The organism is Kitasatospora sp. NPDC056184, assembly GCF_042268405.1.
Lineage (GTDB): Bacteria > Actinomycetota > Actinomycetes > Streptomycetales > Streptomycetaceae > Kitasatospora.
On the sequence record NZ_JBHJUI010000015.1, the window covers coordinates 29,126 to 53,615 of the forward strand.

The 24,490-nt window shown below is 71.2% G+C and carries 29 protein-coding genes; 8 read left to right on the plus strand and 21 right to left on the minus strand.

The window, feature by feature from the left end:
- Positions 1-32 precede the first annotated feature (32 nt).
- Genes ACFC0B_RS26890 through ACFC0B_RS26900 form a run of 3 tightly spaced genes read left to right on the plus strand, consistent with a single transcriptional unit; the run spans position 33 to position 1,053 of the window.
- On the plus strand, positions 33-338 hold the full coding sequence (locus ACFC0B_RS26890; protein WP_376090886.1) for a hypothetical protein: 306 nt from the start codon (positions 33-35) through the stop codon (positions 336-338).
- Positions 335-712 carry a DUF6907 domain-containing protein gene (locus tag ACFC0B_RS26895; protein WP_376090889.1) on the plus strand — a complete coding sequence of 126 codons (378 nt, stop codon included), beginning with the start codon at positions 335-337 and terminating at the stop codon, positions 710-712. The genes ACFC0B_RS26890 and ACFC0B_RS26895 overlap by 4 nt, the downstream gene beginning before the upstream one ends.
- 26 nt (positions 713-738) lie before the next feature.
- On the plus strand, positions 739-1,053 hold the full coding sequence (locus tag ACFC0B_RS26900; RefSeq protein ID WP_376090892.1) for a helix-turn-helix domain-containing protein: 315 nt from the start codon (positions 739-741) through the stop codon (positions 1,051-1,053).
- Between the two features lie 497 nt (positions 1,054-1,550).
- Here the strand turns inward: ACFC0B_RS26900 and ACFC0B_RS26905 are convergent, their stop codons facing one another.
- The 6 genes from ACFC0B_RS26905 to ACFC0B_RS26930 all read right to left on the minus strand — a co-directional run bounded on the left by ACFC0B_RS26905 (position 1,551) and on the right by ACFC0B_RS26930 (position 4,061).
- Positions 1,551-1,706, minus strand: coding sequence for a hypothetical protein (locus ACFC0B_RS26905; protein WP_376090895.1), 156 nt, complete (start codon positions 1,704-1,706; stop codon positions 1,551-1,553).
- Positions 1,703-1,882: a hypothetical protein gene (locus tag ACFC0B_RS26910; RefSeq protein ID WP_376090898.1), complete on the minus strand. Its 180-nt coding sequence runs from the start codon at positions 1,880-1,882 to the stop codon at positions 1,703-1,705. The genes ACFC0B_RS26905 and ACFC0B_RS26910 overlap by 4 nt, the downstream gene beginning before the upstream one ends.
- Positions 1,866-2,360 carry a hypothetical protein gene (locus ACFC0B_RS26915; protein WP_376090901.1) on the minus strand — a complete coding sequence of 165 codons (495 nt, stop codon included), beginning with the start codon at positions 2,358-2,360 and terminating at the stop codon, positions 1,866-1,868. The genes ACFC0B_RS26910 and ACFC0B_RS26915 overlap by 17 nt, the downstream gene beginning before the upstream one ends.
- A 127-nt stretch (positions 2,361-2,487) precedes the next feature.
- Positions 2,488-3,345 carry a DUF5753 domain-containing protein gene (locus tag ACFC0B_RS26920; RefSeq protein ID WP_376090904.1) on the minus strand — a complete coding sequence of 286 codons (858 nt, stop codon included), beginning with the start codon at positions 3,343-3,345 and terminating at the stop codon, positions 2,488-2,490.
- A gap of 7 nt (positions 3,346-3,352) precedes the next feature.
- A complete protein-coding gene (locus ACFC0B_RS26925; RefSeq protein WP_376091284.1) occupies positions 3,353-3,796 on the minus strand; it encodes a DUF6879 family protein in 444 nt (147 codons plus the stop codon).
- 43 nt (positions 3,797-3,839) lie between these two features.
- Complete coding sequence (locus tag ACFC0B_RS26930) at positions 3,840-4,061, minus strand: hypothetical protein (protein ID WP_376090906.1); 222 nt, start codon at positions 4,059-4,061, stop codon at positions 3,840-3,842.
- 450 nt (positions 4,062-4,511) lie between these two features.
- On the opposite strand from ACFC0B_RS26930, the gene ACFC0B_RS26935 reads away from it, so the two are divergent.
- Complete coding sequence (locus ACFC0B_RS26935; RefSeq protein WP_376091287.1) at positions 4,512-5,045, plus strand: DUF2511 domain-containing protein; 534 nt, start codon at positions 4,512-4,514, stop codon at positions 5,043-5,045.
- A gap of 60 nt (positions 5,046-5,105) precedes the next feature.
- On the opposite strand, the gene ACFC0B_RS26940 is transcribed toward ACFC0B_RS26935, so the two are convergent.
- The 9 genes from ACFC0B_RS26940 to ACFC0B_RS26980 form a co-directional block, all read right to left on the minus strand.
- Entirely contained in the window at positions 5,106-6,332 is a 1,227-nt protein-coding gene (locus ACFC0B_RS26940) for a phage major capsid protein (RefSeq protein WP_376090909.1), read from the minus strand.
- A 289-nt stretch (positions 6,333-6,621) separates the two neighbouring features.
- Complete coding sequence (locus tag ACFC0B_RS26945; protein ID WP_376090912.1) at positions 6,622-6,870, minus strand: hypothetical protein; 249 nt, start codon at positions 6,868-6,870, stop codon at positions 6,622-6,624.
- Positions 6,871-6,890: 20 nt separating this feature from the next.
- Complete coding sequence (locus ACFC0B_RS26950) at positions 6,891-7,055, minus strand: hypothetical protein (RefSeq protein WP_376090915.1); 165 nt, start codon at positions 7,053-7,055, stop codon at positions 6,891-6,893.
- A gap of 8 nt (positions 7,056-7,063) precedes the next feature.
- On the minus strand, positions 7,064-7,546 hold the full coding sequence (locus ACFC0B_RS26955) for a phage terminase small subunit P27 family (protein WP_376090918.1): 483 nt from the start codon (positions 7,544-7,546) through the stop codon (positions 7,064-7,066).
- Positions 7,547-7,919: 373 nt separating this feature from the next.
- Positions 7,920-8,120 carry a hypothetical protein gene (locus ACFC0B_RS26960; protein ID WP_376090921.1) on the minus strand — a complete coding sequence of 67 codons (201 nt, stop codon included), beginning with the start codon at positions 8,118-8,120 and terminating at the stop codon, positions 7,920-7,922.
- Positions 8,099-9,451: an AAA family ATPase gene (locus ACFC0B_RS26965; protein WP_376090924.1), complete on the minus strand. Its 1,353-nt coding sequence runs from the start codon at positions 9,449-9,451 to the stop codon at positions 8,099-8,101. The genes ACFC0B_RS26960 and ACFC0B_RS26965 overlap by 22 nt, the downstream gene beginning before the upstream one ends.
- The gene (locus ACFC0B_RS26970; protein ID WP_376090927.1) at positions 9,448-9,720 is read right to left on the minus strand and encodes a hypothetical protein; all 273 of its coding nucleotides are present in this window, start codon (positions 9,718-9,720) and stop codon (positions 9,448-9,450) included. Before ACFC0B_RS26970 ends, ACFC0B_RS26965 begins: the two co-directional genes overlap by 4 nt.
- Before the next feature lie 181 nt (positions 9,721-9,901).
- Positions 9,902-10,597: a hypothetical protein gene (locus tag ACFC0B_RS26975; protein WP_376090930.1), complete on the minus strand. Its 696-nt coding sequence runs from the start codon at positions 10,595-10,597 to the stop codon at positions 9,902-9,904.
- A 128-nt stretch (positions 10,598-10,725) separates the two neighbouring features.
- Entirely contained in the window at positions 10,726-10,923 is a 198-nt protein-coding gene (locus ACFC0B_RS26980; RefSeq protein WP_376090933.1) for a helix-turn-helix transcriptional regulator, read from the minus strand.
- Positions 10,924-11,067: 144 nt separating this feature from the next.
- Between ACFC0B_RS26980 and ACFC0B_RS26985 the strand changes: the two genes are divergently transcribed.
- Together ACFC0B_RS26985 and ACFC0B_RS26990 are read left to right on the plus strand one after the other, a co-directional pair.
- On the plus strand, positions 11,068-11,622 hold the full coding sequence (locus ACFC0B_RS26985) for a hypothetical protein (RefSeq protein ID WP_376090936.1): 555 nt from the start codon (positions 11,068-11,070) through the stop codon (positions 11,620-11,622).
- Positions 11,622-12,818: a tyrosine-type recombinase/integrase gene (locus tag ACFC0B_RS26990; RefSeq protein ID WP_376090939.1), complete on the plus strand. Its 1,197-nt coding sequence runs from the start codon at positions 11,622-11,624 to the stop codon at positions 12,816-12,818. The genes ACFC0B_RS26985 and ACFC0B_RS26990 overlap by 1 nt, the downstream gene beginning before the upstream one ends.
- Positions 12,819-13,047: 229 nt before the next feature.
- Here the strand turns inward: ACFC0B_RS26990 and rpsT are convergent, their stop codons facing one another.
- Positions 13,048-13,317, minus strand: coding sequence for a 30S ribosomal protein S20 (rpsT, locus tag ACFC0B_RS26995; RefSeq protein WP_270147017.1), 270 nt, complete (start codon positions 13,315-13,317; stop codon positions 13,048-13,050).
- Between the two features lie 168 nt (positions 13,318-13,485).
- Positions 13,486-13,791 (minus strand): antibiotic biosynthesis monooxygenase family protein, encoded by a 306-nt coding sequence (locus ACFC0B_RS27000; protein WP_376090942.1) that lies wholly within the window; start codon positions 13,789-13,791, stop codon positions 13,486-13,488.
- A gap of 274 nt (positions 13,792-14,065) precedes the next feature.
- On the opposite strand from ACFC0B_RS27000, the gene lepA reads away from it, so the two are divergent.
- Entirely contained in the window at positions 14,066-15,937 is a 1,872-nt protein-coding gene (gene lepA, locus ACFC0B_RS27005) for a translation elongation factor 4 (RefSeq protein ID WP_376090945.1), read from the plus strand.
- A gap of 69 nt (positions 15,938-16,006) precedes the next feature.
- Here lepA and ACFC0B_RS27010 read toward each other — a convergent pair whose 3' ends face one another.
- The 4 genes from ACFC0B_RS27010 to ACFC0B_RS27025 form a co-directional block, all read right to left on the minus strand.
- A complete protein-coding gene (locus tag ACFC0B_RS27010) occupies positions 16,007-17,074 on the minus strand; it encodes an NAD(P)/FAD-dependent oxidoreductase (protein WP_376090948.1) in 1,068 nt (355 codons plus the stop codon).
- 129 nt (positions 17,075-17,203) lie between these two features.
- Positions 17,204-18,238 carry an RNA polymerase sigma factor SigJ gene (sigJ, locus tag ACFC0B_RS27015; protein WP_376090951.1) on the minus strand — a complete coding sequence of 345 codons (1,035 nt, stop codon included), beginning with the start codon at positions 18,236-18,238 and terminating at the stop codon, positions 17,204-17,206.
- A gap of 116 nt (positions 18,239-18,354) precedes the next feature.
- Positions 18,355-20,304: an ABC transporter ATP-binding protein gene (locus tag ACFC0B_RS27020; protein WP_376091290.1), complete on the minus strand. Its 1,950-nt coding sequence runs from the start codon at positions 20,302-20,304 to the stop codon at positions 18,355-18,357.
- Between the two features lie 197 nt (positions 20,305-20,501).
- The gene (locus tag ACFC0B_RS27025; protein ID WP_376090954.1) at positions 20,502-22,235 is read right to left on the minus strand and encodes an ABC transporter ATP-binding protein; all 1,734 of its coding nucleotides are present in this window, start codon (positions 22,233-22,235) and stop codon (positions 20,502-20,504) included.
- Between the two features lie 321 nt (positions 22,236-22,556).
- Between ACFC0B_RS27025 and ACFC0B_RS27030 the strand changes: the two genes are divergently transcribed.
- Positions 22,557-24,479 carry an AMP-dependent synthetase/ligase gene (locus ACFC0B_RS27030; RefSeq protein ID WP_376090957.1) on the plus strand — a complete coding sequence of 641 codons (1,923 nt, stop codon included), beginning with the start codon at positions 22,557-22,559 and terminating at the stop codon, positions 24,477-24,479.
- The last annotated feature ends 11 nt before the right edge of the window (positions 24,480-24,490 follow it).

Genomic DNA, 24,490 nt, shown 5'->3' on the forward strand with positions numbered 1-24,490 from the left:
TGAGCCGGGCTCCTATCGACGAGGAGTCCGCCTTGACACACGACCCTACCCCCGCCCTGCCCGGCCGCCGGAAGCGCTTGCCGGACTACCTCGCCGCGAGCCCATGGCACCTCATGATGAGGTCCGCCGGGCTCGACGACACCGACCCGCGGGACGTCCTGCTCGCCGCCGCGTACCGGCTCGCCGCCCGGCTGGAGCGGCGCGTCTCGCCGTGGGACGTCGAGGGCGACGACCTGTTCGGCACCAGCGTCTGGAGCCGGCTCGACGTCGGCCCGTACAGCGTGCGCCTCGACGCTGCGATCGACCGGGCGAGCGACCCGCGGGGCGGTGCCCGATGAACGGCCGCCCCCGCACCGTGACCGTGCGCACCCTCGACCAGGGGCCGGTCACGGTGCCGTGCCCGTCCTGGTGCCTCGGTGTCCACGAGGACGGGCTCGACCTGGTCGACCTCGCCCACGAGGGGCCCGAGACGGCGCTCACCGTGGACGTGCCGCTCGGCTCCGTGCAGCTGCTCGACGCCGGCCTGTGCCAGTACCCGTACAGCACCGACCCCGACGACCGCGGGGTGAAGGTCGGGGTCCTGCTCGGTCTGGACGGCTGGCACCGCCTCGACCCCGATGAGCTCCGGATGCTGGCCGCTCAGCTGGTCGTGCACGCCGGGCGGCTGCGCGATCTCGCGGCCGAGCTCCGCAGCGCGGACGGCGCCCTGTGAGGCGGGCCGGCGGGGGTGGTGTCAGCGTGGCTGACCTCATCGGTGTGGCGCTGGCCGGCCCGTTCGTCTGGCGGACCGTGATGCCGCCCCAGGGCGGCCCGGAGCTGGCCGAGTCACTGCCGAGTCAGACCCAACGGCCGGTGCAGCCGGGTGTGGTGGGTGCGCTCCGCACGGCGCGGGAGCGGGGGATGAGCACGCGCTCTGCGGCGGCCCGGTGCGGGGTGAGTCAGTCGACCGCGTCCCGCTACTACCGGCGCTTCGAGGCCGAGCAGGCTTCTTCGGCGAACGCCGGAAAAGGCGATGCCGGAGGCGTGGAGATGATGCTTCCGCTGTCGTGGTGACCGGAACCACCTCCTGGCCGCCTCGGGGCTGAGTGGTCCGGAGCACCACGGAGGGGGTGAGTCAGTGGTCTGACCTGCCTTTTTCCCGACTCCGGGAAGAACCGTTGCCCAGACGGAGACGGTTGTGGGGACAGCATGTCCCTCACAGAGGTCCCGGAAGGACCCGAGTCTGTTGGGTCCCTCCGGGACCTTACAAGCCGGGACCACTGTGGCGGCGGTGCCGAGAAGGGTGTGCGCGGTACGCACACCCTTGCGGCCGGCCCAGGTGTCGCCGGTACCGGCAGCCCGCGCGGTGATCTTCGGGGCGGCGCGAAGGCGGCCGCGGGTTCCGTCGGGAAGCGCGACGGAACCGGGACCCCAACCCCGGGGTACTCGCTCAACGCGTGCTCCTGGGGGTGGGGTCGCTCGGGGCCAGCGGCACCGCGATTCCGTCCGGTCGGCGGGCGGAAAGGGGTATCTGCAGTACGGATACCCTCGACGCCGTCGAGGCCACCGCGTCAGGCGCGGAATGCCGAGATGATCAGCAAGGTGGCGACCACCACCAGGGCGGCGATCGACACGGCGTAGGCCCGGGTGAGTGCAGCCGGGTCGGGCTGGTTGTGCTGCCGGCGGTGGTGCGCCGAGCGGTAGTCGGCCTGGGGGTCGTCGATCACTGGTGAGCGGCCGCGTGGTGGCGCCGCATGAGGACGCACGCGTCCGTCGAGGCGCTGGCGTCGCGGGCCCGCTCGGCGGCGGCGTGCTGCGCGGCAAGGTGCCGGCACGTCGCGCACCGGGGCTTCGGCCTGAGCAGCACGCCGGCCTCGGTGGTGGAGTCAGGAGGCTGCAGCATGGCCGGCCTTCCCCTGGTAGTCGCCTCGGGCCAGCTCCCTGCTGATCCAGGACTGCGCGCTCGAAGCGATACCCCATCGCAGGACGCAGCCGCGCTCGCGCACCGGTTCACCCGTCGCGGTGTCCTCCACCACCCACAGCCCGGGGTGCTTCCCCTGGCGGGGTTCCTGCACCACCCGGTACCGCTCGGCGTGCCGCTGCCTGGCGGTCCGGCCGTCGCCGCGGCGGACCCGGATGAGGATCCGGCTGGCCGGGAGAACGACCGGGAAGTCCAACTGACCGCCGTCGAGGGCCGCCTCGATCCGTGCGGTGTCCCCAGTGCCGAAGAGACAGCGGAGGGCAGCGCGCTGCTGAGACCCAAGTTCCAGCCCCCGGACGGCCTGCCAGACGGCGGTCAGAGCCGCCACCGGCGCCAGCGGTGTCGGGTCGAGGTACCCCTCGACGCTGACCGTCCAGTCCTCGTCTGCGGTCAAGCCCACGCGTCCTCCTCGGCCGTACTGGGGTATGGGCAGGCAGACCGCAGGGGATCGATTGGGTCTGCCGCAACCAGCACGGTAGGGAGAGGCCTAAGTGGGCCTCAACGAGTGTGCGAGAACTTGCTCGGGGTCACCCGAGAGCAGCAATCGCCGACGTGATCAGCGACCGTGCGTCCGCCCCATACACAGCAAGATCGGCGAGGTCCGCGAACACCTCGGCATACATTCCGATCTCGTGTGGCTGTTTGATCGTCAGGTGGGCTGAGATCAACTCGACGTTGACCACGTCGTCATCGAACAGGAAGAACCCTTCGGCAGGCCAGAGGGAACTGCGATCCGTGCGCTCAGGGATGATTCCGAGGCTGACCGACGCCAGCGAAGCCACTGCGAGCAGATGGCCGAGCTGGCCGGCCATCGTCGCAGTGTCGCCGATCTGGTATCGCAGGGTGCTCTCCTCCAAGAGCACCGCGAAGCGCCTGGCACCAAGTCCGTGCAGCGCCCGCTCTTGCTTGTCGAGCCGAACCCGGACGGCGTCCTCTAGATCGTCGGCCAAGCCGCGGCGGTCGCGGATCGCGGTGAGCACCGCACGAATGTAGGCGGCGGTCTGCACCGGCCCGGGGATCAGCCACGGCGAGTAGATTCGGAAGCGGCGAGTGCGCTCCCACAACGGGAGCACGGATTCCTGAGCATGCCGCAGACCGAAGCGCTCCATGCGGCGCCACTCGACGTAAGCCCCCTCGATGCCGCGCGCAACAGCGATGAGATCGGGGGCCTGGTCGGCAGCGCCGCAGTGGAGCGTCCATGCCCGAATGTCCAGATCCGAAGGCGGTTGGCGTCCGTGCTCGATCTTGCTGACCTTCGACTCGTGCCACCCGGCCAGCGCAGCCAGTGCCCGTGCTGTCAGCCCGGCGTCCTTGCGGACTTCGGACAGACGTCGGCCGAGCGCTTGGCGCGCTTCCTGCGTGCTGGAATGGGGAGACGAAGTCATCGAGCGCTCAGGCCGGTCGGTACTCCGAGTGGGGCACTGCCCGACTCCACACGGCTTCGAAGGCGGTGGAGCAAAGCTTGACGGCCTCGGAGTCGGTGACGGGCTCAGAGGCAGTCCAATCGCCGTTACCCGAGAAGTGGTTGACGAGCAGAGTGCTGTCGTCGAACAGCCAGAAGTCGTTCCCGGGCAGAGCCAGCGGGGTTGCCTGTCGCCGTGGGAGCCATCTGACCTGTTCCCCGGCCGCGATGTTGTGCCGCTCGGTGATGTCGTACTCAAAGCGGACGTAGTCGCTCAGCGGCTCGGAGACAATCCGTGCCCGCCTCACGTCGACGCCGCGCGCGACGGCTTGCGCGACGAGTGCTCGCCAGCTGGCCTCAGCGTCGCCGAGCTCGACTCGGCCGGCCTGCCAAGCCACGAAGACGGGGTCGTCCCGCATGTACCCGTCGCGCATCTCCAGATGGACGGCAGAGCGCTGGGCAGCTGCGAACAACTGCTCAAACGTCAGCACTGCGAGTCACCTCCGGGAAGAACTGGATCATACGCTTGGGGATCTCAACGACCGTCTCGTGCGTGGGGATGTCCATCTGCGCCAGGCGGCCAGCATCCGCGACTCGCCAGCCCTGCACTAGGTAGGTGTCGGCCACGTCGTCGTAGTAGAGCGTCGGGCTACCGCCGTTGGGAGACTCTGGGTCCTTGCCAAGCCTGTGCAGTGCCATGGTGACCTCCTGGCGTGTGCTGGACTAGCGGTGTGCCCATGCTTTCTCGGAAGGCAGTTCTGGCACAACGAACTTGCTCAAACTTGCTAGATCTGAGTGCGGCTTCAGCTGGGCTCCGGCCAGTCCGAACCGTCGAACGGGTCCGGCGCCAGGGCCGGGCGGGTGGCGGTGTACGACTTGCCATCCACGCCCTGTACCGCCGAGGTGTTCAGATCTGAACACCTCGACAACTCGGCAGCGACGGTCCCGACGCTGGCCCGGGTGGCGGAGGCGATGGCGCGGACACGGTGAAGGCCCGACCGTCGTGGTGGCCGTCGAGCGGGTGGACGTGCGCGGCTTCGCAGATCTGCGTTGCTCTCATGACCACGCAGGTGTGCGGAAATATCGGCTGGCAGTTCAGTTCTCAACCGCTCTACGCTGTCGCCCGATTGGGGAGGGACCGTGGACGACATGACGCCGCAGGTGCGGTGGGAGTTGAGTGAGCGCCAGAGGCTCCGGAAGGAGCAAGAGCAGGAGCAGGCACGGCGGGAGGGGAAGCGCAGCCTGTACGTCCTCGGAGGGGTTGCGCTGGCCGCAGGGCTGATCTGGGTGGCGACCGTCGCCTCCCCGGACGACGAGTACGCTTCCGTGCCGGCTGCCGCTGAGACGGCCACACGGTATCGGCCGGCCACGTCTTCGGCAGGCGCGACGGCCGGCGCTCCGGTTCCGGTGCCGCCGGCTGCGGCAGCGGGCTCCGCGCACAGCCGTACGGTGTCGCGAACCTCGCTCACGCCGTGGCCGTTCACTGTCGAGTCGGGCCTGCTTCGCTGTCGGCCCGGCCAGCAGGTGACGTTCGAGGCTGGGGGTGTCGAGTACGGCGTGAACGGGCTGGCTCAGAGCAAGTACCCGAAGCCGCTCCCGATCTGGGCCGATGACCCGAACCTGGGGTACGGGCTGAAGGTGGACATCAGCGCGGTGATTGAGGCTGGCCGGGCGCTCTGCTGAGAGCCCGGACACGGCGATGCGCCCGACCGCCGTGGTGGCGGTCGGGCGCATCGGGGTGGATCAGGCGGTCAGATCGACCTCGACGATCGCCGACGGCCGCAGGATCTCCAGACCGAACCGGCCCTCGAACCGGAAGCGGATCATGTTCCGCTCGAAGTCGGAGGCGCCGACGCCAGCACCGAGGGCGTCCTTGTCGTACATGTTCTCCGACCAGTCGAGGACGCCGTCCTCCAGGACGTGCAGACGGGTCGCCGCCTGCCAGTCCACCAGGTGCGTGGTGCCGACCGTCGCCGACAGCGAGGTGACCACGGGGGCGCCCCACAGGCGGCGGGACACCGGATTCACCGCGTTGCCCGGACCGCCGTAGTAGAACCGCGCCTCGTTGTCCTGCATCAGCTCGAACGCCTCCCAGTCGTCCGGGTGCATCAGCCAGCCGGCGCCGACCAGGTGGCCGACCTTCTCCAGCTTCGTCACGGCCTTGCGGGCGGTCACCAGGATGTCCGTGTCGAACGGCTGGGCCTGGGAACCGGAGACGTTCGCGATGCCGGTCATGTGCTCCCCGGTACCGTCGCCGTTCACGATCTCGCCTTCCAACGCGAGTTCCAGCCCCAGGCGCATCTCCTGGTCGAGGAACTGCCGCAGCGTCGGGGCGTCCTCCAGGTCGAACTTGTTGATCGGCTCCGAGAGGTGGGCGATCGTCCGGACCCGGTCGTCGACCCGGACCAGGGTGTAGGTGCTGGTCGGCTTCTTCGCGCCGGGCGCGACGACGGCCGCGTTGTTCGTCCGCACGGTCTGCCGCAGGTACGAGAACCGCGGGCCGGTGTTCTGGGCCGGCGGGATCAGCTGCCGCAGCGACAGGACCGGCACGTCCGCGCGAATCGGTTCCGGGTCGAGCGGCACCGTCACCGGCACCGTGCCGCCGGCCAGCAGGCCCTTGAACTGGCCGAACTGGTCGCTGGTCCGCTTGATGACCGTGTCACCCCAGGTGGAGCCGCCGGCCGCCTTCACCCGCGGGTCGAGGTGCTGGCCCTTCGAGCCGCCGCGAGGGCCGGCGATCGCGTCGCCGAGAGCGATGATCGTCTCGTGGGCGTCCTTCTCGCTCTTCTCCTCGGCCTTGATCGCCTCGACCTGGTCCCGCAGGCCGCGGGCCTTCGCCATGAGCTGTTCGATCTCGGTTGCCTCCGCCTTGGTGAAGTCGCGGTTCTCCTCCTCGGCCTTGGCCGCGATGGCCTTGGCAGCGGTGAGCGTGACCTTCAGCTCGTCGACGAGCGGCGTGTGCTTGGGCATGTTCGTCCCCTTGGGAAGTCGGTGGATGCTTCCCGGCCTCTGGAGACGGACCGCGCTACGCGACCGCAGAGCGGCGGCGGGGGCTGGCCTCGACAGTCGTACCGGGCGGCGCCGAACTGGGCGGACGAAAGAGGCGGGGCGGGCCGGCCGGGGGCCAGCAACGGGGCGGGCGACTTGGCGGGCGGACTCTCACCGCTGGCCGCCGCACGCACCCCGTGCCGGTCCTACTCACGGACGGTCTCACGCCCGGCCGCTAGCGCTGGCCGTCGATCAACCTGCCATCAGAGTACTACCGAACCCCCACAAAGCGGGAGATCTCGGCGCCATCCTTGTACGTCGTCAACTCCGTGCAGCCGCACCGGCAGGGGAGGGCCAGCAGGCGGACGGCCTGGCCGTCCTCGATCGTCCACACAGCGCCGTCGCCGTCCAGCAGCCGCCCCTCAGAGCAGGCCACCGTCCACGGGCGGGGCGGCTCCGTCTCGGCGTGCCGCAGCACCGCCAAGACGACGCCCACGCCCTGCGCCTCAGTCCCGTCCAACAGCCTCACCACACGGTCAGTCATGTCTGCCTCCAAATCGTCTCGTCCCAGTGGTCCGCCACGTCGGCGGCCATCTCGGTGGTGCGCGGCCGACCGAGCGGATCCCGGTCGTCCTTCAGGACCACCCGCCGGATCGCGGGCCGGGCCGGCTCGCACTCGGCCTGGTCCTCGTCGTGCTCCGCCATACCGCCTCCTACGCGAACGGGTTGTCGGTGTCTTCCGGCGTCTCGCCGTCCGCCAGCCCCAGACGGCCCCGGGAATCCGGGGTGAGGCCAAGCTCGCGGCACCAGTAGCGGAGCTGCTGCGACGCCTCCCGGGCGAACTGGACGTACGGGTTGCGAACGGTCCGCCCGCGGTCCTCGGCCGACCGGCCCTCGACCACCGCGCCCCGCTGCTTGATGTCCGCGGCCGCGGCCAAGTACAGCGACGACCACATGCAGTACGCCGTCACCGCCATGCGGTCGCCCTCCCGGAACCGGGTCGGGTTCTGCTCGTACTCCTTCGCCAGGTGCTGCCACTTTGCCCGGCCCGTCGCGTCGAGCTGTTCCGGAACGTCGGCGAAGTTGAGCCCCAGGCCGCCGAGTTCGGCATCGCGCGCGACGGCCAGCGCGCGAGCAGGCGGCGCCAGCACCTTGAGCCCCTTCGGAATCGTGGCTCGGTCACGCTGAGCGGTCATGGTGTGCCCTTTCTCCAAAATCGGTTCTGTCCTCGTCGGTGTGTCCGGGATTCACCGCGGCGGGCCCCCGGCGGGGGATGTCCGTGATTCCGACACCCCTGGTGGGGGGTTCTGGTCTGTCGAGTTGGATGGTGTCGAGGGGTGTGGTGGTGTGCGCGCGCCGGGCGGGGGAGGGGGGTGGGGGGTGCCTTGCATGTGGCATGGCCATCGGCTTTCGGTGCGTCAGGTTGCTGGCGAGGCGGGGCGCGGTCGCCTCGATGGGTTGGTTGGCCGGGGGGAGGGGGTGGGGCCCCGGCCTGTCGTTGCTCAGACGGAGATGACTGGTGAGGTGTGGTGGTGTCGCCATTGCTGGCAGGGGTTGTGGCTGGGGGGTTCAGGCTGCCTCGGGCGGCTCGGGTCCGGCCTTGGGAGTCGTGGGCTGGTCGGGCTGGTCGAGGCGGGCGAGCTTGAGACGGTGGCGTGCGGCGAGGCCGTGCCGGCGGGCGGTGTCGAGGCGGGTGCGGCGCTGGCGTTGAGCCTCGCGTCGGCGGGCGGCTTCGGCGATGAGGTCGGTCACGCGATCGTCGGCGGGCATAGGGGTGTCTCCTCGGTCTCACACGTGGGGTGGGTGGTCTCTCCGATCGCGGCGTGGACCGGGTCGAGGGGGAACCGGCAGACGGTGCAGGGCGCGGCGTTCCCGCTCACGCTCGGTGACGTGCTGGGCGAAGGTGCCAGCGAAGGCGCCGAAGGTGCCAACCCCCGGGGCCCTGGCACCTTCGGCGCCTTCGTGTCACCTTCGCTGGGGTCAGTGACGCTGAGTACCCACACCCAGCCTTTGCCGAATCCGGACTTCTCGGACGTGACGCCGGCCTTGGCACGGGCCCGTTGCAGGGTGCGCTTGGCAATGCCGTCCTTGTCCGCGGCCTTGATCACGTCTCCCGCCGACGCCTCACCGCCGTTGTCGGTGAGGTAGTCGCGCAGCCATTCGACTGCCTCATCCCGTTCTCCGGCGTCGTCCCGGTCGCCAGAGGCGGCGAGGGTGTCCTCGACGCTGCGCTCGGCGATGCCGGTCCACTCCAGCCGGCCGACGTTGGCCACGCCCTTCGGCGTGTGGATGTCGGTGCCCTCGATGCGGTAGCCGAGCGAGGGCAGGTCGAGCAGTCGGCCGAGGCTGTTCTTCGTCTGCGTCATGACCTGCTGCTCGCCCTCGGGGTCGCGGGCGAACGCGATGATGGCGCGGGCAAGATCCTTGAACGCGCCCGACCCTGAGATGAGCTGGGAGGCGTCGGATCCGGATGCCTTGTTGAAGTGGGCGATGCCCAGCGTCAGCGCCTTCGTGCGCTCGGCCATGCGCACCAGGGGTTCGAGCGCCTGGCGGACGTCCTGCGTGCGGTGGGCGTCGGTGCCGCTGCCGAGGGTGGACATGAGCGGGTCCACGATCAGGGCGGCGGCCCCGTACTCGGCGATGGCCTGCTCGATGAGCTCCACGTCGAGGGGCAGCGAGATCATCGTCTCGCCGCGCAGGATGTCCTGCGCCTCGACCCGGTAGACGTGGTTCAGGTCGGCGCCCGCGGCCATCAGTCGCGGGACCAGCGTGCGGGACCACGAGTCCTCGACCGCGGCGTAGAACACGGCGCGGGGGCTGCCGAAGAACGAGCCGGGCAGCTTGCCGAGGGAGAGTTGGGCGGCGAGCCAGATGCCGAACGAGGACTTGCCGGTGCCCTCTCGGCCGGCGGCCAGGGTGAGCGCTCCGGCGGGGATACGGCCCTCGCCCTGCTCGGGCTCCCATGCCCAGATGACGGGCTCGGGTTCGATGGCGGAGGCCGGGGTCAGCACCAGGCGGCGGGTCGACTCGCCGGGCGCCGGACTGTCGTTGTCGGTCGGCGGGCCGTACCTCTCCCAGATGTCCTGCTCGTAGTCGGTCACGCGGCGATCTCCAGGGGGGTGAGGTACTGCCCGGGGCGGCCGGGGATGGCGATCGGCGGCCAGCCGGGGGTGGCGCGGAGCTGTCGGGGCGGAGGGAAGCGGCGCTGCTCGTTCTGCTCGGCGACGGTCGGCAGGCCGGCGGAGGCGCGGAGGCGGGCGCGGATCGGCTCCCACGAGGCGGCTTCGGCGGCGTCCATGGCGTCGGTCCAGCGCTGGAACAGGTGGTGTTCGAGGTGGCGGACGAACGCGTCGACGAGGGTGGGGTTCATGTCCACGGCCGCCCCCAGCGGCGGGGGTGGCCGAACAGCCGGTGCAGCTCCCACAGCTGCCAGCCGGCGGCCGCGAGTCGCCGGACCTCGGCACGGGTCTCTCGGCGGGTCAGCCCGGGGAAGGTCCGGGGGGAGGCCCCGGCCGCTGAAGCGGCCGGGGCACCCGTGGTGGTGCGGCGGTTCACCTGCCCTCGCCCGGGGTGCTGAACAGCTCCGGGTGGGTGTACTCGGCGACGGCCATGGCGACGGAGGAGTGCAGTCCGCGCTTAGTGTCGGACGCGGCCTCGGCCGGGGTGAGCCCGTCGGCCGCTCCGCCCTCGACGTGCCGGCGGACGGTCTCGGCGATCAGGGTGTTCGCTGCGAGGTACAGCGGGTTGGAGGCGCGGTCGCGGTTGGTCCAGTCGCTCTGGTCGCAGAACGGGTTGATGTCCTCGACGAGTTCGGCGACCGCGATGAGCAGGCGGCGCGCGATGTTGCGGGGGTTGTCGGCGGCGGTGAGCGCGGCGCGGATGGCGTCCTCGGCGCGGCGGACGCCCGGGGGCAGGGCTTCGGCGGCGGGCGGGCACTGGATGGTGCCGCAGGCGTGGAGCACGTGCCCGTCGGGGGTGACGGCCCACGGGCGGAGCGGCACCTCCGGGCCGGGGTCGACGTCGTGGACGGCGCACTCGGCGCCGTCGAGCTGCAGGCCGGTGTACTGCCTGGCGGGGGCGGCCGGCAGGGCGAGGCTGACGGCGGCGACCTGGTCGAGGTGGGGGTACCTGGTGCGCCGGTCGGCATCGTGCCAGAGGTGGTCGGTGCCGAACGGGGCGACCAGGGCGCCACTCTCGGGGGCGGTGTTGCTGGCGATCACGTCACGCCGGACGGTACGGTGCTTCACAGCGTTCTCCTTCGTGAGGTCGTCGCCCTCGGGGTTCTTCGCCTGGCAGCGGACCCGGGGGCTTCGTCGTGTGGGAGTGCGTTAGGCCCTTGCTGGGATTGCCGTCCTGGTAGGGGCCGTTCGCGTCTTCAGGCTGCGGTGGGCTCGCCAGCGAGCCACCGTTCGACGTCGCTGCGCCGGTACCGGACGCGCCCACCGCGACCCGGCGTCAGCTTGGTGAAGGCGGGGCCACGCCCCTGCCATCGGTGGTTGGACAGGGTCTGCACGGTGAGTCGCGTCATCGCTGCCACCTCACTGGGCGTCAGCCATTCGTCTGCCCCGGACATGATTAACCTCCGCTGCTTGCGCGGTTCAGTCGCTCCGCTTGATCAGAGGTTGGCACGGTTCGACCACCCGGTCAAGACGATCCGTGTTAATCGGAGAGGTTGCGAGACTTGCGCGGTTAACCTCAGGGCGCCATGATGGGCCGCATGGAAGAGCCGGAAGTGCTGCTGTTTGGTGGCAGTGGATGGGTCCGAATCGCATGGCCGGACCGCTCATATCGCGCCCTCGTGAAGACCGAAGAGCGGGAGGGGCGTCGAGTCATTACTGAGCTGGTCGTCAGGTCGATGGATCGGATCGATTCGGCCGCGCTGAAGAGCCTGCCTATCGGCTGGATCGAGGGCATGGTCAACGCGAACGCAGACGCCATCGGGCGGCAGACAGACGCGGCCACCGACGACAGGTTGGGGTCGGTGCTTACCGAGCTGTGGGCTGTTATCGCAGAGATGACAGCCAAGCCGGCGCAGGACTTCATGGGGTCGGCTGCGCCTCGTGCGCCGCTGCAACGCCCTGATGGTCACCACCCTGATCTGTTCTATCGGGACGTGGCGCAGGCCTACATGGACGTGCTGCGTACTACATCGGCCATCGCGCCCGTCTTGGCCGAAGAGGCCGGAGTTCCGGTTGCGACGGTTCGGCGGTGGATTCAGGAAGCTCGCCGGAGGGGGTTCCTGCCGCCCGCGAGGAAGGGGAGGGCTGGTTGATGGCTCGCGTCTGGATTGAGGACCGGTCGACGCAGAAGGACTACATAGCTGCCATGGAGAAGTGGCGGGCGGCGAAGAAGGCCGGCAGCAAGCGGGCCGCGCCCGGGCGGTGGCGGGTGCGGTGGTACGACCCGAACGGCGCCCCGAAGGCGAAGACGTTCGGCACGGTGCCGGCCGCCGAGAAGCACCAGCAGGACACGCTCGACCGGCTCGACAAGGGCACCTACCGCGACCCGAAGCAGGGCAAGACCCTGTTCTCCGAGGTGGCTGCCGGGTGGTTCGGGGCGCTCCGTCGGCCCGGGGAGCGCACGAAGGACGACTACCGCGAGCTGCTGGATCTGTACGTCCTGCCGAAGTGGGGGACGTGGCCGGTCGCGTCGATCAGGTGGGAGAACGTCTCGGAGTGGCTGACCGAGCTGTGCAACGCCCCCGGCAAGCGGGGCAAGCCGCTCTCCCCGGCCCGGATCGCGAAGATCCACCTGGTCTTCGGCATGGTGCTGAAGTACGCCGTGCGCACGGGGAAGATCGCGACCAGCCCGGCGGTGGACCACGAGCTTCCGCAGGATGAGGACGACGATGATCACGTCTACCTCACGCACGACCAGGTCGAGGCGCTGGCCGCCGCCGCGGGTGAGTATGCGCTGCTGATGCTGGTGCTGGCCTACTGCGGGATCCGGTGGGGCGAGGTGTCGGCGCTCAAGGCCGGCCGGGTGCAGGCCTCGACGAGGCGGCTGCGGATCGTGCAGGCGTACACCCGCAAGCGCGGCGGCGGGCTGCTGCTCAAGGATGTGAAGAACCACGAGAAGCGGTCCGTGCCGCTGCTCGGCTCGCTGGTGGCCGACCTGCGGGACGCGCTCAAGGGCAAGGGGCGGGACGCGCTGCTGTTCACGGGACGCGACGGGGAGCCGATGGGCTACTGGGAGTTCCGCTCGGCGATCTTCGACCCGGCGGTGAAGGCGGCCGGGCTCGACGGCCTCGGCCTCACTCCGCACAAGCTCCGGCACACCGCCGCTTCGCTGGCGATCGCGGCCGGCGCGGACGTCAAGGTGGTGCAGCAGATGCTCGGCCACAAGTCGGCGGCGATGACGCTCGACGTGTACGGGCACCTGTTCCCGGACCGCCTCGACGAGGTGGCGAACGCCCTCGACGCGGGCCGCGCGTCCGCACTGGCGGCCCGGACTGCGCTCGCCGCGTAGCTGCCCGTCCGGATCCATGTGTACAAAATGCGTACTGCCCGCCCGGTGTGTACCGGACGGGCAGCAGTGAAAGGGCCTATGAGCTGCCACTTCCGGTCAATCCCTGTGCACCGCACCCGCGTGGCGAACGCAGGCCGCGTGCGGTGCGAAGTGTGTCGCACCTCGGGTTTCCGGGTAGAGGGCCGGGTCGTCCCGAGGGGGTGGGGCCGTCGATGCGGCCCCGGGGGCGTCAGGCCTGAGCGGCGGCGTTGACGCGCTTGGTGATGGCCGACTTCTTGTTGGCGGCCTGGTTGGCGTGGATGACGCCCTTGCTCACGGCCTTGTCCAGCGCCTTGGAGGCGGCGCGGGCCAGCACGGTGGCCTTCTCGGTCTCGCCGGCGGCAGCGGCCTCGCGGGCCTTGCGCAGGGCGGTCTTCAGCGAGGACTTGACGGCCTTGTTGCGCAGGCGCGCCTTCTCGTTGGTCTTGTTGCGCTTGATCTGGGACTTGATGTTCGCCACGAAAGTGCCTCAGTCTGTGTCATCGGTCTGGAGGTCCCTCCCGGCCGGAGGCTGGGAGAGGGCTGCACCGCGCGGCCGTCGGACCAGCTGAGAGGGCATGCCGAGGCCAGGTGCAGCGCCCCACGCTACCAGGGGTGCCGGGCCCGGCCAAAACCGGGCGGACCCGGCTCAGGCCCGCAGGACCGGCTCCCCGTAGTGCTCGACCTCGGGGAACGGCCGGTAGAAGTGGTGCAGCAGTTCGCGCCACCGCCGGTACTCGGGGGAGCGGCGGAAGCCCTCGGTGTGGTCGGCCAGGGTCTCCCACTCCACCTGGAGCAGGAACCGGGAGCCGCGCCCCTCGTCCAGGCAGCGGCGCAGCTCCAGGGAGCGGAAGCCGGGCCGGCCGGAGATCAGCGGACGGGCCTCGGCGAACGCGGCGAGGAACTCCTCCTCCCGGCCGGGCAGGACGTCGAGCAGGGCGCTTTCCAGGATCATGGCCCGCCATCCTGCCGTGCCCGGCCCGAACCCGCGGCGGAGCCCCCGCCGAGGACTCCCGGCGAGCCCCCGCCGAGGCCTCCCGGCCCCCGCGGCGAGGGCCCCCGAGGCCCTGTCCGGCGGCCCGAACCGGACGGCGGCGCGCGGCCCGCTCGTAGGAGGTGGGAAGATGGGAGGAACTATCTCGATCGGACGACCGTCCGGTCGCCCGGGAAGCCGGTCAGCGATGATCCGGACACCCCCGGCCCCCGGACCAACGGAGAATCGGACCAAGGTGCCCGCGACCCCCAGCAATGTGCCAGAGCCCAGCCGTACCGACCCGGCGCTGATCCGCAACTTCTGCATCATCGCCCACATCGACCACGGCAAGTCGACGCTCGCCGACCGGATGCTGCAGATCACCGGTGTGGTCGACCCGCGGCAGATGCGCGCCCAGTACCTCGACCGCATGGACATCGAGCGCGAGCGCGGCATCACCATCAAGTCGCAGGCCGTCCGTCTCCCCTGGGCGCCGAAGACCGGCCCCGGCGCCGGTACCACGCACATCCTCAACATGATCGACACCCCGGGCCACGTGGACTTCACGTACGAGGTGTCCCGCTCCCTCGCGGCCTGCGAGGGCACCGTCCTGGTCGTCGACGCGGCCCAGGGCATCGAGGCGCAGACCCTCGCCAACCTGTACCTGGCGCTGGAGAACGACCTCACCATCGTCCCGGTGCTGAACAAGATCGACCTGCCGGCCGCCCAGCCGGAGAAGTACGCCGACGAGATCGCGCACATCATCGGCTGCGACCCGGCCGACGTGCTGAAGGTCAGCGCCAAGACCGGTCTGGGCGTCGAGGACCTGCTGGACCACATCGTCAACACCGTCCCGGCCCCGGTCGGCGTCGCCGACGCCCCGGCCCGCGCGATGATCTTCGACTCGGTGTACGACTCCTACCGCGGCGTGGTCACCTACGTCCGGGTGGTCGACGGCCAGCTGACCAAGCGCGAGCGCATCGCCATGATGTCCACCGGCGCGACCCACGAGCTGCTGGAGATCGGCGTCATCTCGCCGGAGCCGAAGGTCGCGGACGGCCTGGGCGTCGGCGAGGTGGGCTACATCATCACCGGTGTGAAGGACGTCCGGCAGTCCAAGGTCGGTGACACGATCACCTCGCAGCACAAGGGCGCCACCGAGGCCCTGGGCGGCTACAAGGACCCGCGCCCGATGGTGTTCTCCGGCCTGTACCCGCTGGACGGCTCGGACTACCCGCTGCTGCGCGACGCCCTGGACAAGCTGCGGCTGAACGACGCGGCCCTGGTGTACGAGCCGGAGACGTCCGTGGCGCTCGGCTTCGGCTACCGCTGCGGCTTCCTCGGCCTGCTGCACCTGGAGATCATCCGGGAGCGCCTGGAGCGCGAGTTCAACCTCGACCTCATCTCCACCGCCCCGAACGTGGTCTACCGGGTGATCATGGAGGACGGCACCGAGCACACCGTCACCAACCCGAGCGAGTTCCCCACCGGCAAGATCGCCGAGGTGTACGAGCCGGTCGTGCGCGGCACCATCCTGGCGCCCAACGAGTTCGTCGGCGCGATCATGGAGCTCTGCCAGTCCCGTCGCGGCAACCTCCAGGGCATGGACTACCTGTCGGAGGACCGGGTCGAGCTGCGCTACACCCTGCCGCTCGCCGAGATCGTCTTCGACTTCTTCGACCAGCTGAAGTCCAAGACCCGCGGCTACGCCTCGCTGGACTACGAGCCCATCGGCGAGCAGACCGCGAACCTGGTGAAGGTCGACATCCTGCTGCACGGCGACGCGGTGGACGCGTTCTCCGCGATCGTGCACAAGGACAAGGCCTACGGCTACGGCGTGATGATGGCCGGCAAGCTGCAGAAGCTGATCCCGCGCCAGCAGTTCGAGGTGCCGATCCAGGCCGCGATCGGCTCGCGCGTGATCGCCCGCGAGACGGTCCGCGCGATCCGCAAGGACGTCCTCGCCAAGTGCTACGGCGGTGACATCTCCCGCAAGCGGAAGCTGCTGGAGAAGCAGAAGGAGGGCAAGAAGCGGATGAAGATGGTCGGCCGCGTGGAGGTCCCGCAGGAGGCCTTCATTGCCGCGCTGTCCACCGACGCCGAGGCCCCCAAGGGCGAGAAGAAGTAACGACGGCGCCGCCGCGAGGGGCCCGGGACGCACACCGCGTCCCGGGCCCCTCCGCGTGGTGCCCGCCGCTCAGCGCAGCGACAGCACGACGCTCTTGAGGATCGCCGCCTTGGCCAGCCGCCCGGCCCGCCCGGTGAGCACGGCCGGCCGCATCGAGTCGTCGCCGTGGATGAACTGCAGCAGCCCGTCGCGCCGGCCGAGGCTCAGGCACTGCACGGCGTACCGGAAGGCGAACGGCTTGTCGGTGCGCCCGGTGAGCACCTTGCCGAGGTACTGGCCCTGCGGCAGGGCGGTGGCGCAGCCCATCCGCAGGGTGCCGGTGCCGGGGACGGTGACCTCGGCGGCGTCGCCGATCACGTACACCTCGGGGTGCGAGACCGACCGCAGGTGGTCGTCGACCACCGCCTGTCCGGCGGGGGTGACGGCGAGGCCGGCCTCGCCCGCCAGCGGGTGCGGCTCCATCGAGGCGGCCCAGACGACGAGGTCGGCGTCGATCCGGCCGGCGGTGGTGGTGAGGCCCCCGGCGTCGACGGCGGTGACGGCGCTGTGCTCGTGGATCCCGACGCCGAGTCCGCGCAGCACGCGGTGGACGTGGTCGTGGCCCTTGGCCGAGAACCAGCCGCCGACCCGGTCGGCGGCGACGATCCGCACGGTCCAGCGGGGGTGGGCCTCGGCGAGTTCGGCGGCGAGCTCGATGCCGGTGGCGCCGCCGCCGACGACCGCGACGGTGCCGGGGCGCGCGGCGGTGCGCAGCCGTTCGGCGACCTCGGCGGCGTGTTCGACGGGGTGGGCGTGCTCGGCGGCGCCGGGGACGCCGTGCCAGGCGGTGCGGCTGCCGAGGGCGTAGACGAGGGTGTCGTAGGCGAGGGTCCCGCCGTTGTCGAGGCGGACCTTGCGGCCGGCGAGGTCGAGTTCGGTGGCGCGGGCCCGGACGTGCCGCACGCCCCGGCCGCGCAGCACCTCGGCGACGGCGGGCCGGGGCACGGGGAGGCCGGCGGTGGTCTCGTGCTGGCGGATGCGGTGCAGGATGCGGCTCTCGGGGGCGACCAGGGTGACCCGGCCGCGCTTTCCGGCCCGGGTCGCGGCGGCGAGGCCCGCGTAGCCGGCCCCCAGTACGACGATCTGCTTCTCGGTCATGTCGTCCCGCTCCTTCGTGGCGCCGGCGTCGGCGTCCTCTCGCGGCCTCCCCGGGGTGGCCGGGGAGCGCTTCTCCGCGTGTTCGGAAGGGGGACGACGGCGCCCGCGGGAGTGTGACGGTGACCTGCGTCACGCCTCCGGAGGGGTGGTGAGGCCGTCGAGGTGGGTGAGCTTCTCCGGGTTGACCACGGCGTACGCCTCGGTGATCCGGCCGTCGGCGACGGCGAAGGCCAGCACGCCGCCGACCACGCCGGGCCGGGCGTACCAGACCAGGCCGGGCTCGCCGTTGACCAGGGCGAACTCCACGGCGGCCTCGGCGGTGACCCACTTGGTGACGAGGCCGAGGACGAGCCGGGACACCTTGACGGCGCCGAGTACCGGGCGGGCGCCGGCGCTGACGATGCCGCCGCCGTCGGAGTGCCAGACGATCTCGGGGTCGAGGACGGCGAGCAGGCCCTCGATGTCGCCGCGGGCGCTGGCGGCGGCGAACGCCTCGACGGCCTGCCGGTGCTCGGCCGGGTCGGCGGTGGCCCGGCGTCCGCCGTCCTTGACCCGGCGGCGGGCGCGGGAGGCGAGCTGGCGGGTGGCGTCGGGGCTGCGGTCGAGGGAGGCGGCGATCTCGTCGAAGCCGACCGCGAAGACGTCGTGCAGGACGAAGGCGGCGCGTTCGGCGGGGGTGAGCTGTTCGAGGACGGCGAGCAGTGCGAGCGAGACGGATTCGCCGCGTTCGGCGAGGTCGGCGGGGGAGGCGGGGGCGTCCTGGTAGGAGAGGGAGGGCTCGGGCAGCCATTCGCCGAAGTAGGACTCGCGGCGGGCCCGGGCGGAGCCGAGCTGGTCGTAGCAGAGGCGGGTGACGACGGTGGTGAGGTAGGCGCGGGGGTCGGCGACGGCGGTGCGGTCGGCGGCGCGCCAGCGCAGCCAGGCCTCCTGGAGGACGTCCTCGGCGTCGGTGAAGGAGCCGAGCATCCGGTAGGCGACGGAGCCGAGGTAGCGCCGGTGGACCTCGAAGGCGTCCGGGCCGGTGCCCGTGCCGGTGCCGGCGGTGCCGGTGCCCGCGCCGGCGGGTGTGCTGCCGGCGGTGGCACGGGCAGCGGCGGCACGGGCAGCGGTGGAGGCGGGCCGGGCCGCGGGCTCGGCGGCGTTCGTCGACGGTTCGTCACTCACACCCCTCACGGTAGCGCCCGCCCCCGCGGCGGCCGAGGGCGGCGGGGCCCCGGACGCACGGGAGCCCGGGGCGGTCGCGAGGACCGTCCGCCCCGGGCTCCCGGTGGCCGCGGGGGCTACTCGACCTCGGCGACCGCCTCGGCGAACTGCGCCTGGTAGAGCCGGGCGTAGGCGCCGCCGGCGGCGATCAGCTCGTCGTGGCCGCCCTGCTCGACGATGGAGCCGTTCTCCATGACGAGGATCACGTCGGCGTCCCGGATGGTGGAGAGCCGGTGGGCGATGACGAAGCTGGTGCGGCCGCTGCGCAGCCGGGCCATGGCCCGCTGGATGAGCACCTCGGTGCGGGTGTCGACGGAGCTGGTGGCCTCGTCGAGGACGAGGATCGAGGGCTGGGCGAGGAAGGCGCGGGCGATGGTGATGAGCTGCTTCTCGCCGGCGCTGACGCCGGCGCCCTCGTCGTCGATGACGGTGTCGTAGCCCTCGGGGAGGGTGCGCACGAAGCGGTCGACGTGGGCGGCCCGGGCGGCCTCGACGACCTGCTCGCGGGTGGTGCCCGCCCGTCGCCCGCCACCGCCCTCGGCCGAGTCGCCGAGCTCCACGCCTCCTTCCGCGCCGTAGGCGATGTTGTCGGCGATGGTGCCGCCGAACAGCCAGGTGTCCTGGAGGACCATGCCGATCCCGGAGCGCAGTTCCTCGCGGGACATCGCGGCGATGTCGACGCCGTCGAGGGTGATCCGTCCGGAGCTGACCTCGTAGAACCGCATCAGCAGGTTGACCATGGTGGTCTTGCCGGCGCCGGTGGGGCCGACGATGGCGACGGTCTGGCCGGGTTCGACCTTGAGCGAGAGGTCCTCGATGAGCGGCTTGTCGGGGTCGTAGCGGAAGGCGACGTCCTGGAAGACGACCCGGCCGCGCAGGGTGTCGGGCCGTTCGGGCATGGCCGGTTCGGGGGTCTGCTCGGGGGCGTCGAGGAGTTCGAAGACGCGCTCGGCGGAGGCGACGCCGGACTGCACCAGGTTGGCCATGCTGGCGACCTGGGTGAGCGGCTGGCTGAACTGGCGGGAGTACTGGATGAACGCCTGGACGTCACCGATGGACAGCGCGCCACTGGCCACCCGCAGGCCGCCGACGACGGCGATCAGCACGTACTGGAGGTTGCCGATGAGCATCATCGCGGGCTGGATGATGCCGGAGATGAACTGGGCCTTGAAGCTGGAGGCGTAGAGGGCCTCGTTGTGCTCGCGGAAGGTCTCGGCGGACTCCTTCTGCCGGCCGAAGACCTTGACCAGGGCGTGGCCGGTGTACATCTCCTCGATGTGCGCGTTGAGCTGCCCGGTGGACTTCCACTGCTGGACGAACTGGGGCTGGGCGCGCTTGCCGACGCGGGTGGCGACGACGACGGACAGCGGGACGGCGATCAGCGCGATGAGGGCGAGCAGCCAGGAGATCCAGAACATCATGGCGAGCACGCCGACGACGGTGAGCAGCGAGTTGACCACCTGGCCCATGGTCTGCTGCATGGTCTGGCTGATGTTGTCGATGTCGTTGGTGACCCGGCTGAGGACTTCGCCGCGGGGCTGCTTGTCGAAGTAGCTGAGCGGCAGCCGGGCGAGCTTGGCCTCGGCGTCCTGGCGCAGCCGGTAGCCGGCGCGCTGGATGGCGCGGGCGGCGAGGCGGCCCTGGACGATGCCGAAGACGGCGGAGGCGACGTAGATGGCCAGGACCCAGAGCAGGACGGTGCCGATGGCGCCGAAGTCCATGCCCTGGCCGGGGGTGAAGTCGACGGCGGAGAGCAGGTTGGCGAGGTCGCCGTCGCCGCGGGCGCGCAGGCCGTCGATGATCTGCTGCTTGGAGGCGTCGGCGGGGAAGCGGTTGCTGACGACGCCGGCGAAGATCAGGTCGGTGGCGTGGCCGAGGATCTTGGGGCCGACGATGGCGGCGCCGATGCTGAGGACGCCGAGGGCGAGGACGCCGGCGATGAGGGCGCGCTCGGGGCGGAGCAGTTTGAGCAGCCGCTTGCCGGAGGCCTTGAAGTCCATGGACTTCTCGGCGCCCTGGCCGCCCATGAAGCGGCCGGGGCCGGCGGGTCCGCGGCGGGCGGCGGCGGCCTGGGAGTCGCCGGCCGGGGCGGGTCCTCCGGGGCCTCCGGGTCCGCCCGGCCGGCCTTCGCCTCCGGGTCCGCCGGGTCCGCCGGGGCCTCCCGGGCCTCCCGGACGTCCGCCGGGCGCCTTGTCGAGGCCGGGCGCGGACTTGTCGGGGCTGGTCACGCCGCCTCCTGCTCGGTGAGCTGGGAGAGCACGATCTCCCGGTACGTCGGATTGCCGGCCATGAGCTCGCCGTGGGTGCCGCTGCCGACGACGGCGCCCTCGTCCAGGACGATGATCCGGTCGGCGTCGCGGATGGTGGAGACGCGCTGGGCGACGATCACCACGGTGGCCTCGGAGGTCTCGCGGGCGAGCGCCTTGCGCAGCTTGGCGTCGGTGGCGTAGTCGAGCGCCGAGAAGGAGTCGTCGAAGAGGTAGACGTCGGGCCGGCGCACCAGGGTGCGGGCGATGGCCAGGCGCTGGCGCTGGCCGCCGGAGACGTTGGCGCCGCCCTGGGAGATGGGCGCGTCGAGGCCTTCGGGGAGCTGTTCGACGAAGTCCTTGGCCTGGGCGATCTCCAGGGCGTGCCAGAGTTCCTCGTCGGTGGCGTCGGGCCGGCCGTAGCGCAGGTTGCTGGCGACGGTGCCGGTGAACAGGTAGGGCTTCTGCGGGACGAGGCCGACGCTGTCGGACAGCGCGGCGGGGTCGAGTTCGCGGACGTCGACGCCGCCGAGCAGCACCTGGCCGGAGGTGGTGTCGAAGAGCCGGGGGACGAGCCCGAGCAGGGTGGACTTGCCGCTGCCGGTGGAGCCGATGACGGCGGTGGTCTCGCCGGGGCGGGCGGTGATGCCGATGCCGCGCAGCACGGAGGCCTCGGCGCCGGGGTAGCGGAAGTCGACGTCGCGCAGTTCGAGGTGGCCGCGGCGCAGCACCTCGGTGATCGGGGCGGCGGGCGGCACGACGCTGGAGGAGGTGTCGAGCACCTCCTGGATGCGTTCGGCGCAGACCTCGGCGCGCGGCACCATCATGAACATGAAGGTGGCCATCATGACGCTCATGAGGATCTGCAGCAGGTAGGAGAGGAACGCGGTCAGGGCGCCGATCTCCATGTCGCCGCTGTCGATCCGGTGGGCGCCGAACCACAGGACGGCGACGCTGGAGACGTTGACGACGAGCATGACGCTCGGGAACAGGTAGGCCATCAGCTTGCCGACCTGCAGCGAGACGCCGGTGAGGTCGCCGTTGGCGCCGGCGAACCGGTTCTGCTCGTGGTCGTCCTTGACGAAGGCGCGGATGACCCGGATGCCGGTGATCTGCTCGCGCAGGATCCGGTTCACGGTGTCGATCTTCTCCTGCATGCTGCGGAAGCGCGGGCGCAGCTGGCGGACCAGGAGGGCGACGACGAGGCCGAGCACGGGGACGACGGCCAGCAGCAGTGCGGAGAGCGGCACGTCCTGGTTGAGGGCCATGATGATGCCGCCGACGCACATGATCGGTGCGGCGACCATCAGGGTGAACGACATCAGGACCAGCATCTGGACCTGCTGGACGTCGTTGGTGGTGCGGGTGATGAGGGAGGGGGCGCCGAACTGGCCGACCTCGCGGGCGGAGAAGCCCTGGACCCGGTCGAAGACGGCGGCCCGGATGTCGCGGCCCACCGCCATGGCGGTGCGCGCGCCGTAGTAGACGGCGCAGATGGAGCAGAGGGTCTGCAGGAGGGTGACGCCGATCATCACCGCGCCCACGCGCAGGATGTAGCCGGTGTCCCCCTTGATCACTCCGCTGTCGATGATGTCGGCGTTGAGTGTGGGCAGGTAGAGCAGCCCGAGGGTGGAGACCAGCTGGAGGAGCACCAGCAGGATGATCGGTCGGGTGTAAGGGCGCAGGTACGCCCTGAGCAGTCTGATCAGCACTGGCTCACTCTTGTCGTCGGCGGCGGCATTGGCATCCCAATTCTCGTTGTTCGGGAGGCCGGTACAGGAGATTCCGGGCAAGCGAGCCGGATCTTTGTCCAGCCCTTTGCCGAACGTTCCGCGCGGTCCGGTGGTGCCGTGCACCGGCGGTCCGGGAGGATGCCGGCTCGGCCCGCCCCCTTACGGAATGACCGGTTTCCCCCTAGGCTGCTGACAGCCCTCTTGTTACTCGCCGGTATTGGTTCCGGTTGTCCGGGGGCCGGCGGCCGCCCCCACGGACGCCACCTCTTCCAGACGGCCACCCGCCCCCGGAGGTCCTCGTTGAGTTCCGCGCAGTCCCTGATCGACTCCGGCCGTCCCGACATCGTCGCCGGGCGTCCCGCTTCCGTCGCCCACCTGTTCCAGGAACGGGTCGCGCTGACCCCGGGCGGCGAGGCCTACCGCTTCCCCGTCCCGGTGGACGAGCACGCGGCGGACAGCACCCCCGGCGCCGAGCAGTGGCGGTCGATGACCTGGGCGCAGACCGCGGCCCGGGTGCACGCGGTGGCGGCCGGCCTGCTGTCGCTGGGCATCGAGGCGGAGGACCGGGTGGCGCTGGCCTCCTCCACCCGGCTGGAGTGGATCCTCGCCGACCTCGGCAACATGTGCGCGGGCGCGGCCACCACGGCCGTCTACCCGAGCACCAACGCCGACGAGACGGCGTTCATCCTCTCCGACTCCGGCTCCCGGGCCCTGTTCGCCGAGAACGCCGCCCAGCTGGACAAGGTGGTCGCCGAGCTGGACCGGCTGCCCGGGCTGGAGACGGTGATCCTGTTCGACGCGCCGGACGGGCCCCCGCAGGCCGGCCGGCTGCGCGTGATCACCCTCGCCGAGCTGGAGCGGCTCGGCGCCGAGCACCTGGCCGCGCACCCGGACGCGGTCGAGAAGGCGGTCGCCGCGCTCGACAAGGAGCAGCTGGCCACCCTCATCTACACCTCCGGCACCACCGGCCGCCCCAAGGGCGTGCGGCTGGTGCACGACTGCTGGGCCTACGAGGGGCGGGCGCAGGAGGCGAGCGGGCTGCTGGCCGCCGACGACGTGCAGTTCATGTGGCTGCCGCTGTCGCACGTGTTCGGCAAGACGCTGATCTCGGGGCAGATCGCGACCGGGCACGTGATGGCGCTGGACGGCCGGGTGGACCGGATCATCCACAACCTCCCGGTGATCCGGCCGACCATCATGGCCTCGGCGCCGCGGATCTTCGAGAAGGTCTACAACGGCATCGCCGGCAAGGCCCGCGCCGAGGGCGGCGCCAAGTACAAGATCTTCCTGTGGGCGGCGCGCACCGCCCGCGACTACGCCCGCGCGGTCCAGGAGACCCGGGTGGCGACCGGCGCGGGCAGCGCCCCGGCGGTGCTGCGGATGAAGCACGCGCTCGCCGACAGGCTGGTGTACGCGAAGATCCGGACCGCGTTCGGCGGCCGGCTGCGCGGGGCGGTGTCCGGCAGCGCCGCGCTGGCCCCGGAGATCGGCTACTTCTTCGTCGGCGCCGGGGTGCCGATCCTGGAGGGTTACGGGCTCTCCGAGACCAGCGCCGGCTCCTGCGTCAACCGGGCCGAGGACATCCGGGTGGGCACGGTGGGCCGTCCGCTGCCGGGCACCGAGGTGCGGATCGCCGAGGACGGCGAGATCCTGCTGCGCGGCCCCGGCGTCATGCGCGGCTACCACAACCTGCCGGAGAAGACCGCCGAGGTGCTGGAGGCGGACGGCTGGTTCCACACCGAGGACATCGGCGAGCTGTCCCCGGACGGCTTCCTGCGGATCACCGACCGCAAGAAGGACCTGTTCAAGACCTCCGGCGGCAAGTACGTCGCGCCGAGCGAGGTGGAGGGCAAGTTCAAGGCGGTCTGCCCGTTCGTCAGCAACATCCTGGTGATCGGCAACGGCCGCAACTACTGCACCGCGCTGATCGGCCTGGACGAGGCGGTGATCATGCCGTGGGCCGCCGAGCACGGCCTGGCCGGCGCGTCCTACGCCGAGGTGGTCGCCGACCCGCGGACCCACGAGCTGATCGACGGCTTCGTGCAGCGGCTCAACGGCCGGCTGCAGCGCTGGCAGACGATCAAGAAGTTCCACCTGCTGCCGCGCGACCTGGACGTCGAGCACGGCGAGCTCACCCCGAGCCTGAAGATCAAGCGCCCGGTGGTGGAGCGGACCTACGCCGAGGCGGTCACCGCGATGTACACGGGCGCCAACGAGGCCTGACCCGCCCGTCC

Bases quoted from the DNA above. Each gene is read 5' to 3' on its own strand.
- ACFC0B_RS26895 (WP_376090889.1), top strand. From the start codon at position 335: ATGAACGGCCGCCCCCGCACCGTGACCGTGCGCACCCTCGACCAGGGG.
- ACFC0B_RS26910 (WP_376090898.1), bottom strand. From the start codon at position 1,882: ATGCTGCAGCCTCCTGACTCCACCACCGAGGCCGGCGTGCTGCTCAGG.
- ACFC0B_RS26920 (WP_376090904.1), bottom strand. From the start codon at position 3,345: ATGACTTCGTCTCCCCATTCCAGCACGCAGGAAGCGCGCCAAGCGCTC.
- ACFC0B_RS26925 (WP_376091284.1), bottom strand. From the start codon at position 3,796: ATGCGCGACGGGTACATGCGGGACGACCCCGTCTTCGTGGCTTGGCAG.
- ACFC0B_RS26930 (WP_376090906.1), bottom strand. From the start codon at position 4,061: ATGGCACTGCACAGGCTTGGCAAGGACCCAGAGTCTCCCAACGGCGGT.
- ACFC0B_RS26935 (WP_376091287.1), top strand. From the start codon at position 4,512: ATGACGCCGCAGGTGCGGTGGGAGTTGAGTGAGCGCCAGAGGCTCCGG.
- ACFC0B_RS26940 (WP_376090909.1), bottom strand. From the start codon at position 6,332: ATGCCCAAGCACACGCCGCTCGTCGACGAGCTGAAGGTCACGCTCACC.
- ACFC0B_RS26950 (WP_376090915.1), bottom strand. From the start codon at position 7,055: ATGGCGGAGCACGACGAGGACCAGGCCGAGTGCGAGCCGGCCCGGCCC.
- ACFC0B_RS26955 (WP_376090918.1), bottom strand. From the start codon at position 7,546: ATGACCGCTCAGCGTGACCGAGCCACGATTCCGAAGGGGCTCAAGGTG.
- ACFC0B_RS26960 (WP_376090921.1), bottom strand. From the start codon at position 8,120: ATGCCCGCCGACGATCGCGTGACCGACCTCATCGCCGAAGCCGCCCGC.
- ACFC0B_RS26970 (WP_376090927.1), bottom strand. From the start codon at position 9,720: ATGAACCCCACCCTCGTCGACGCGTTCGTCCGCCACCTCGAACACCAC.
- ACFC0B_RS26980 (WP_376090933.1), bottom strand. From the start codon at position 10,923: ATGTCCGGGGCAGACGAATGGCTGACGCCCAGTGAGGTGGCAGCGATG.
- ACFC0B_RS26985 (WP_376090936.1), top strand. From the start codon at position 11,068: ATGGAAGAGCCGGAAGTGCTGCTGTTTGGTGGCAGTGGATGGGTCCGA.
- ACFC0B_RS26990 (WP_376090939.1), top strand. From the start codon at position 11,622: ATGGCTCGCGTCTGGATTGAGGACCGGTCGACGCAGAAGGACTACATA.
- ACFC0B_RS27000 (WP_376090942.1), bottom strand. From the start codon at position 13,791: ATGATCCTGGAAAGCGCCCTGCTCGACGTCCTGCCCGGCCGGGAGGAG.
- ACFC0B_RS27010 (WP_376090948.1), bottom strand. From the start codon at position 17,074: ATGACCGAGAAGCAGATCGTCGTACTGGGGGCCGGCTACGCGGGCCTC.
- ACFC0B_RS27020 (WP_376091290.1), bottom strand. From the start codon at position 20,304: ATGGGCGGCCAGGGCGCCGAGAAGTCCATGGACTTCAAGGCCTCCGGC.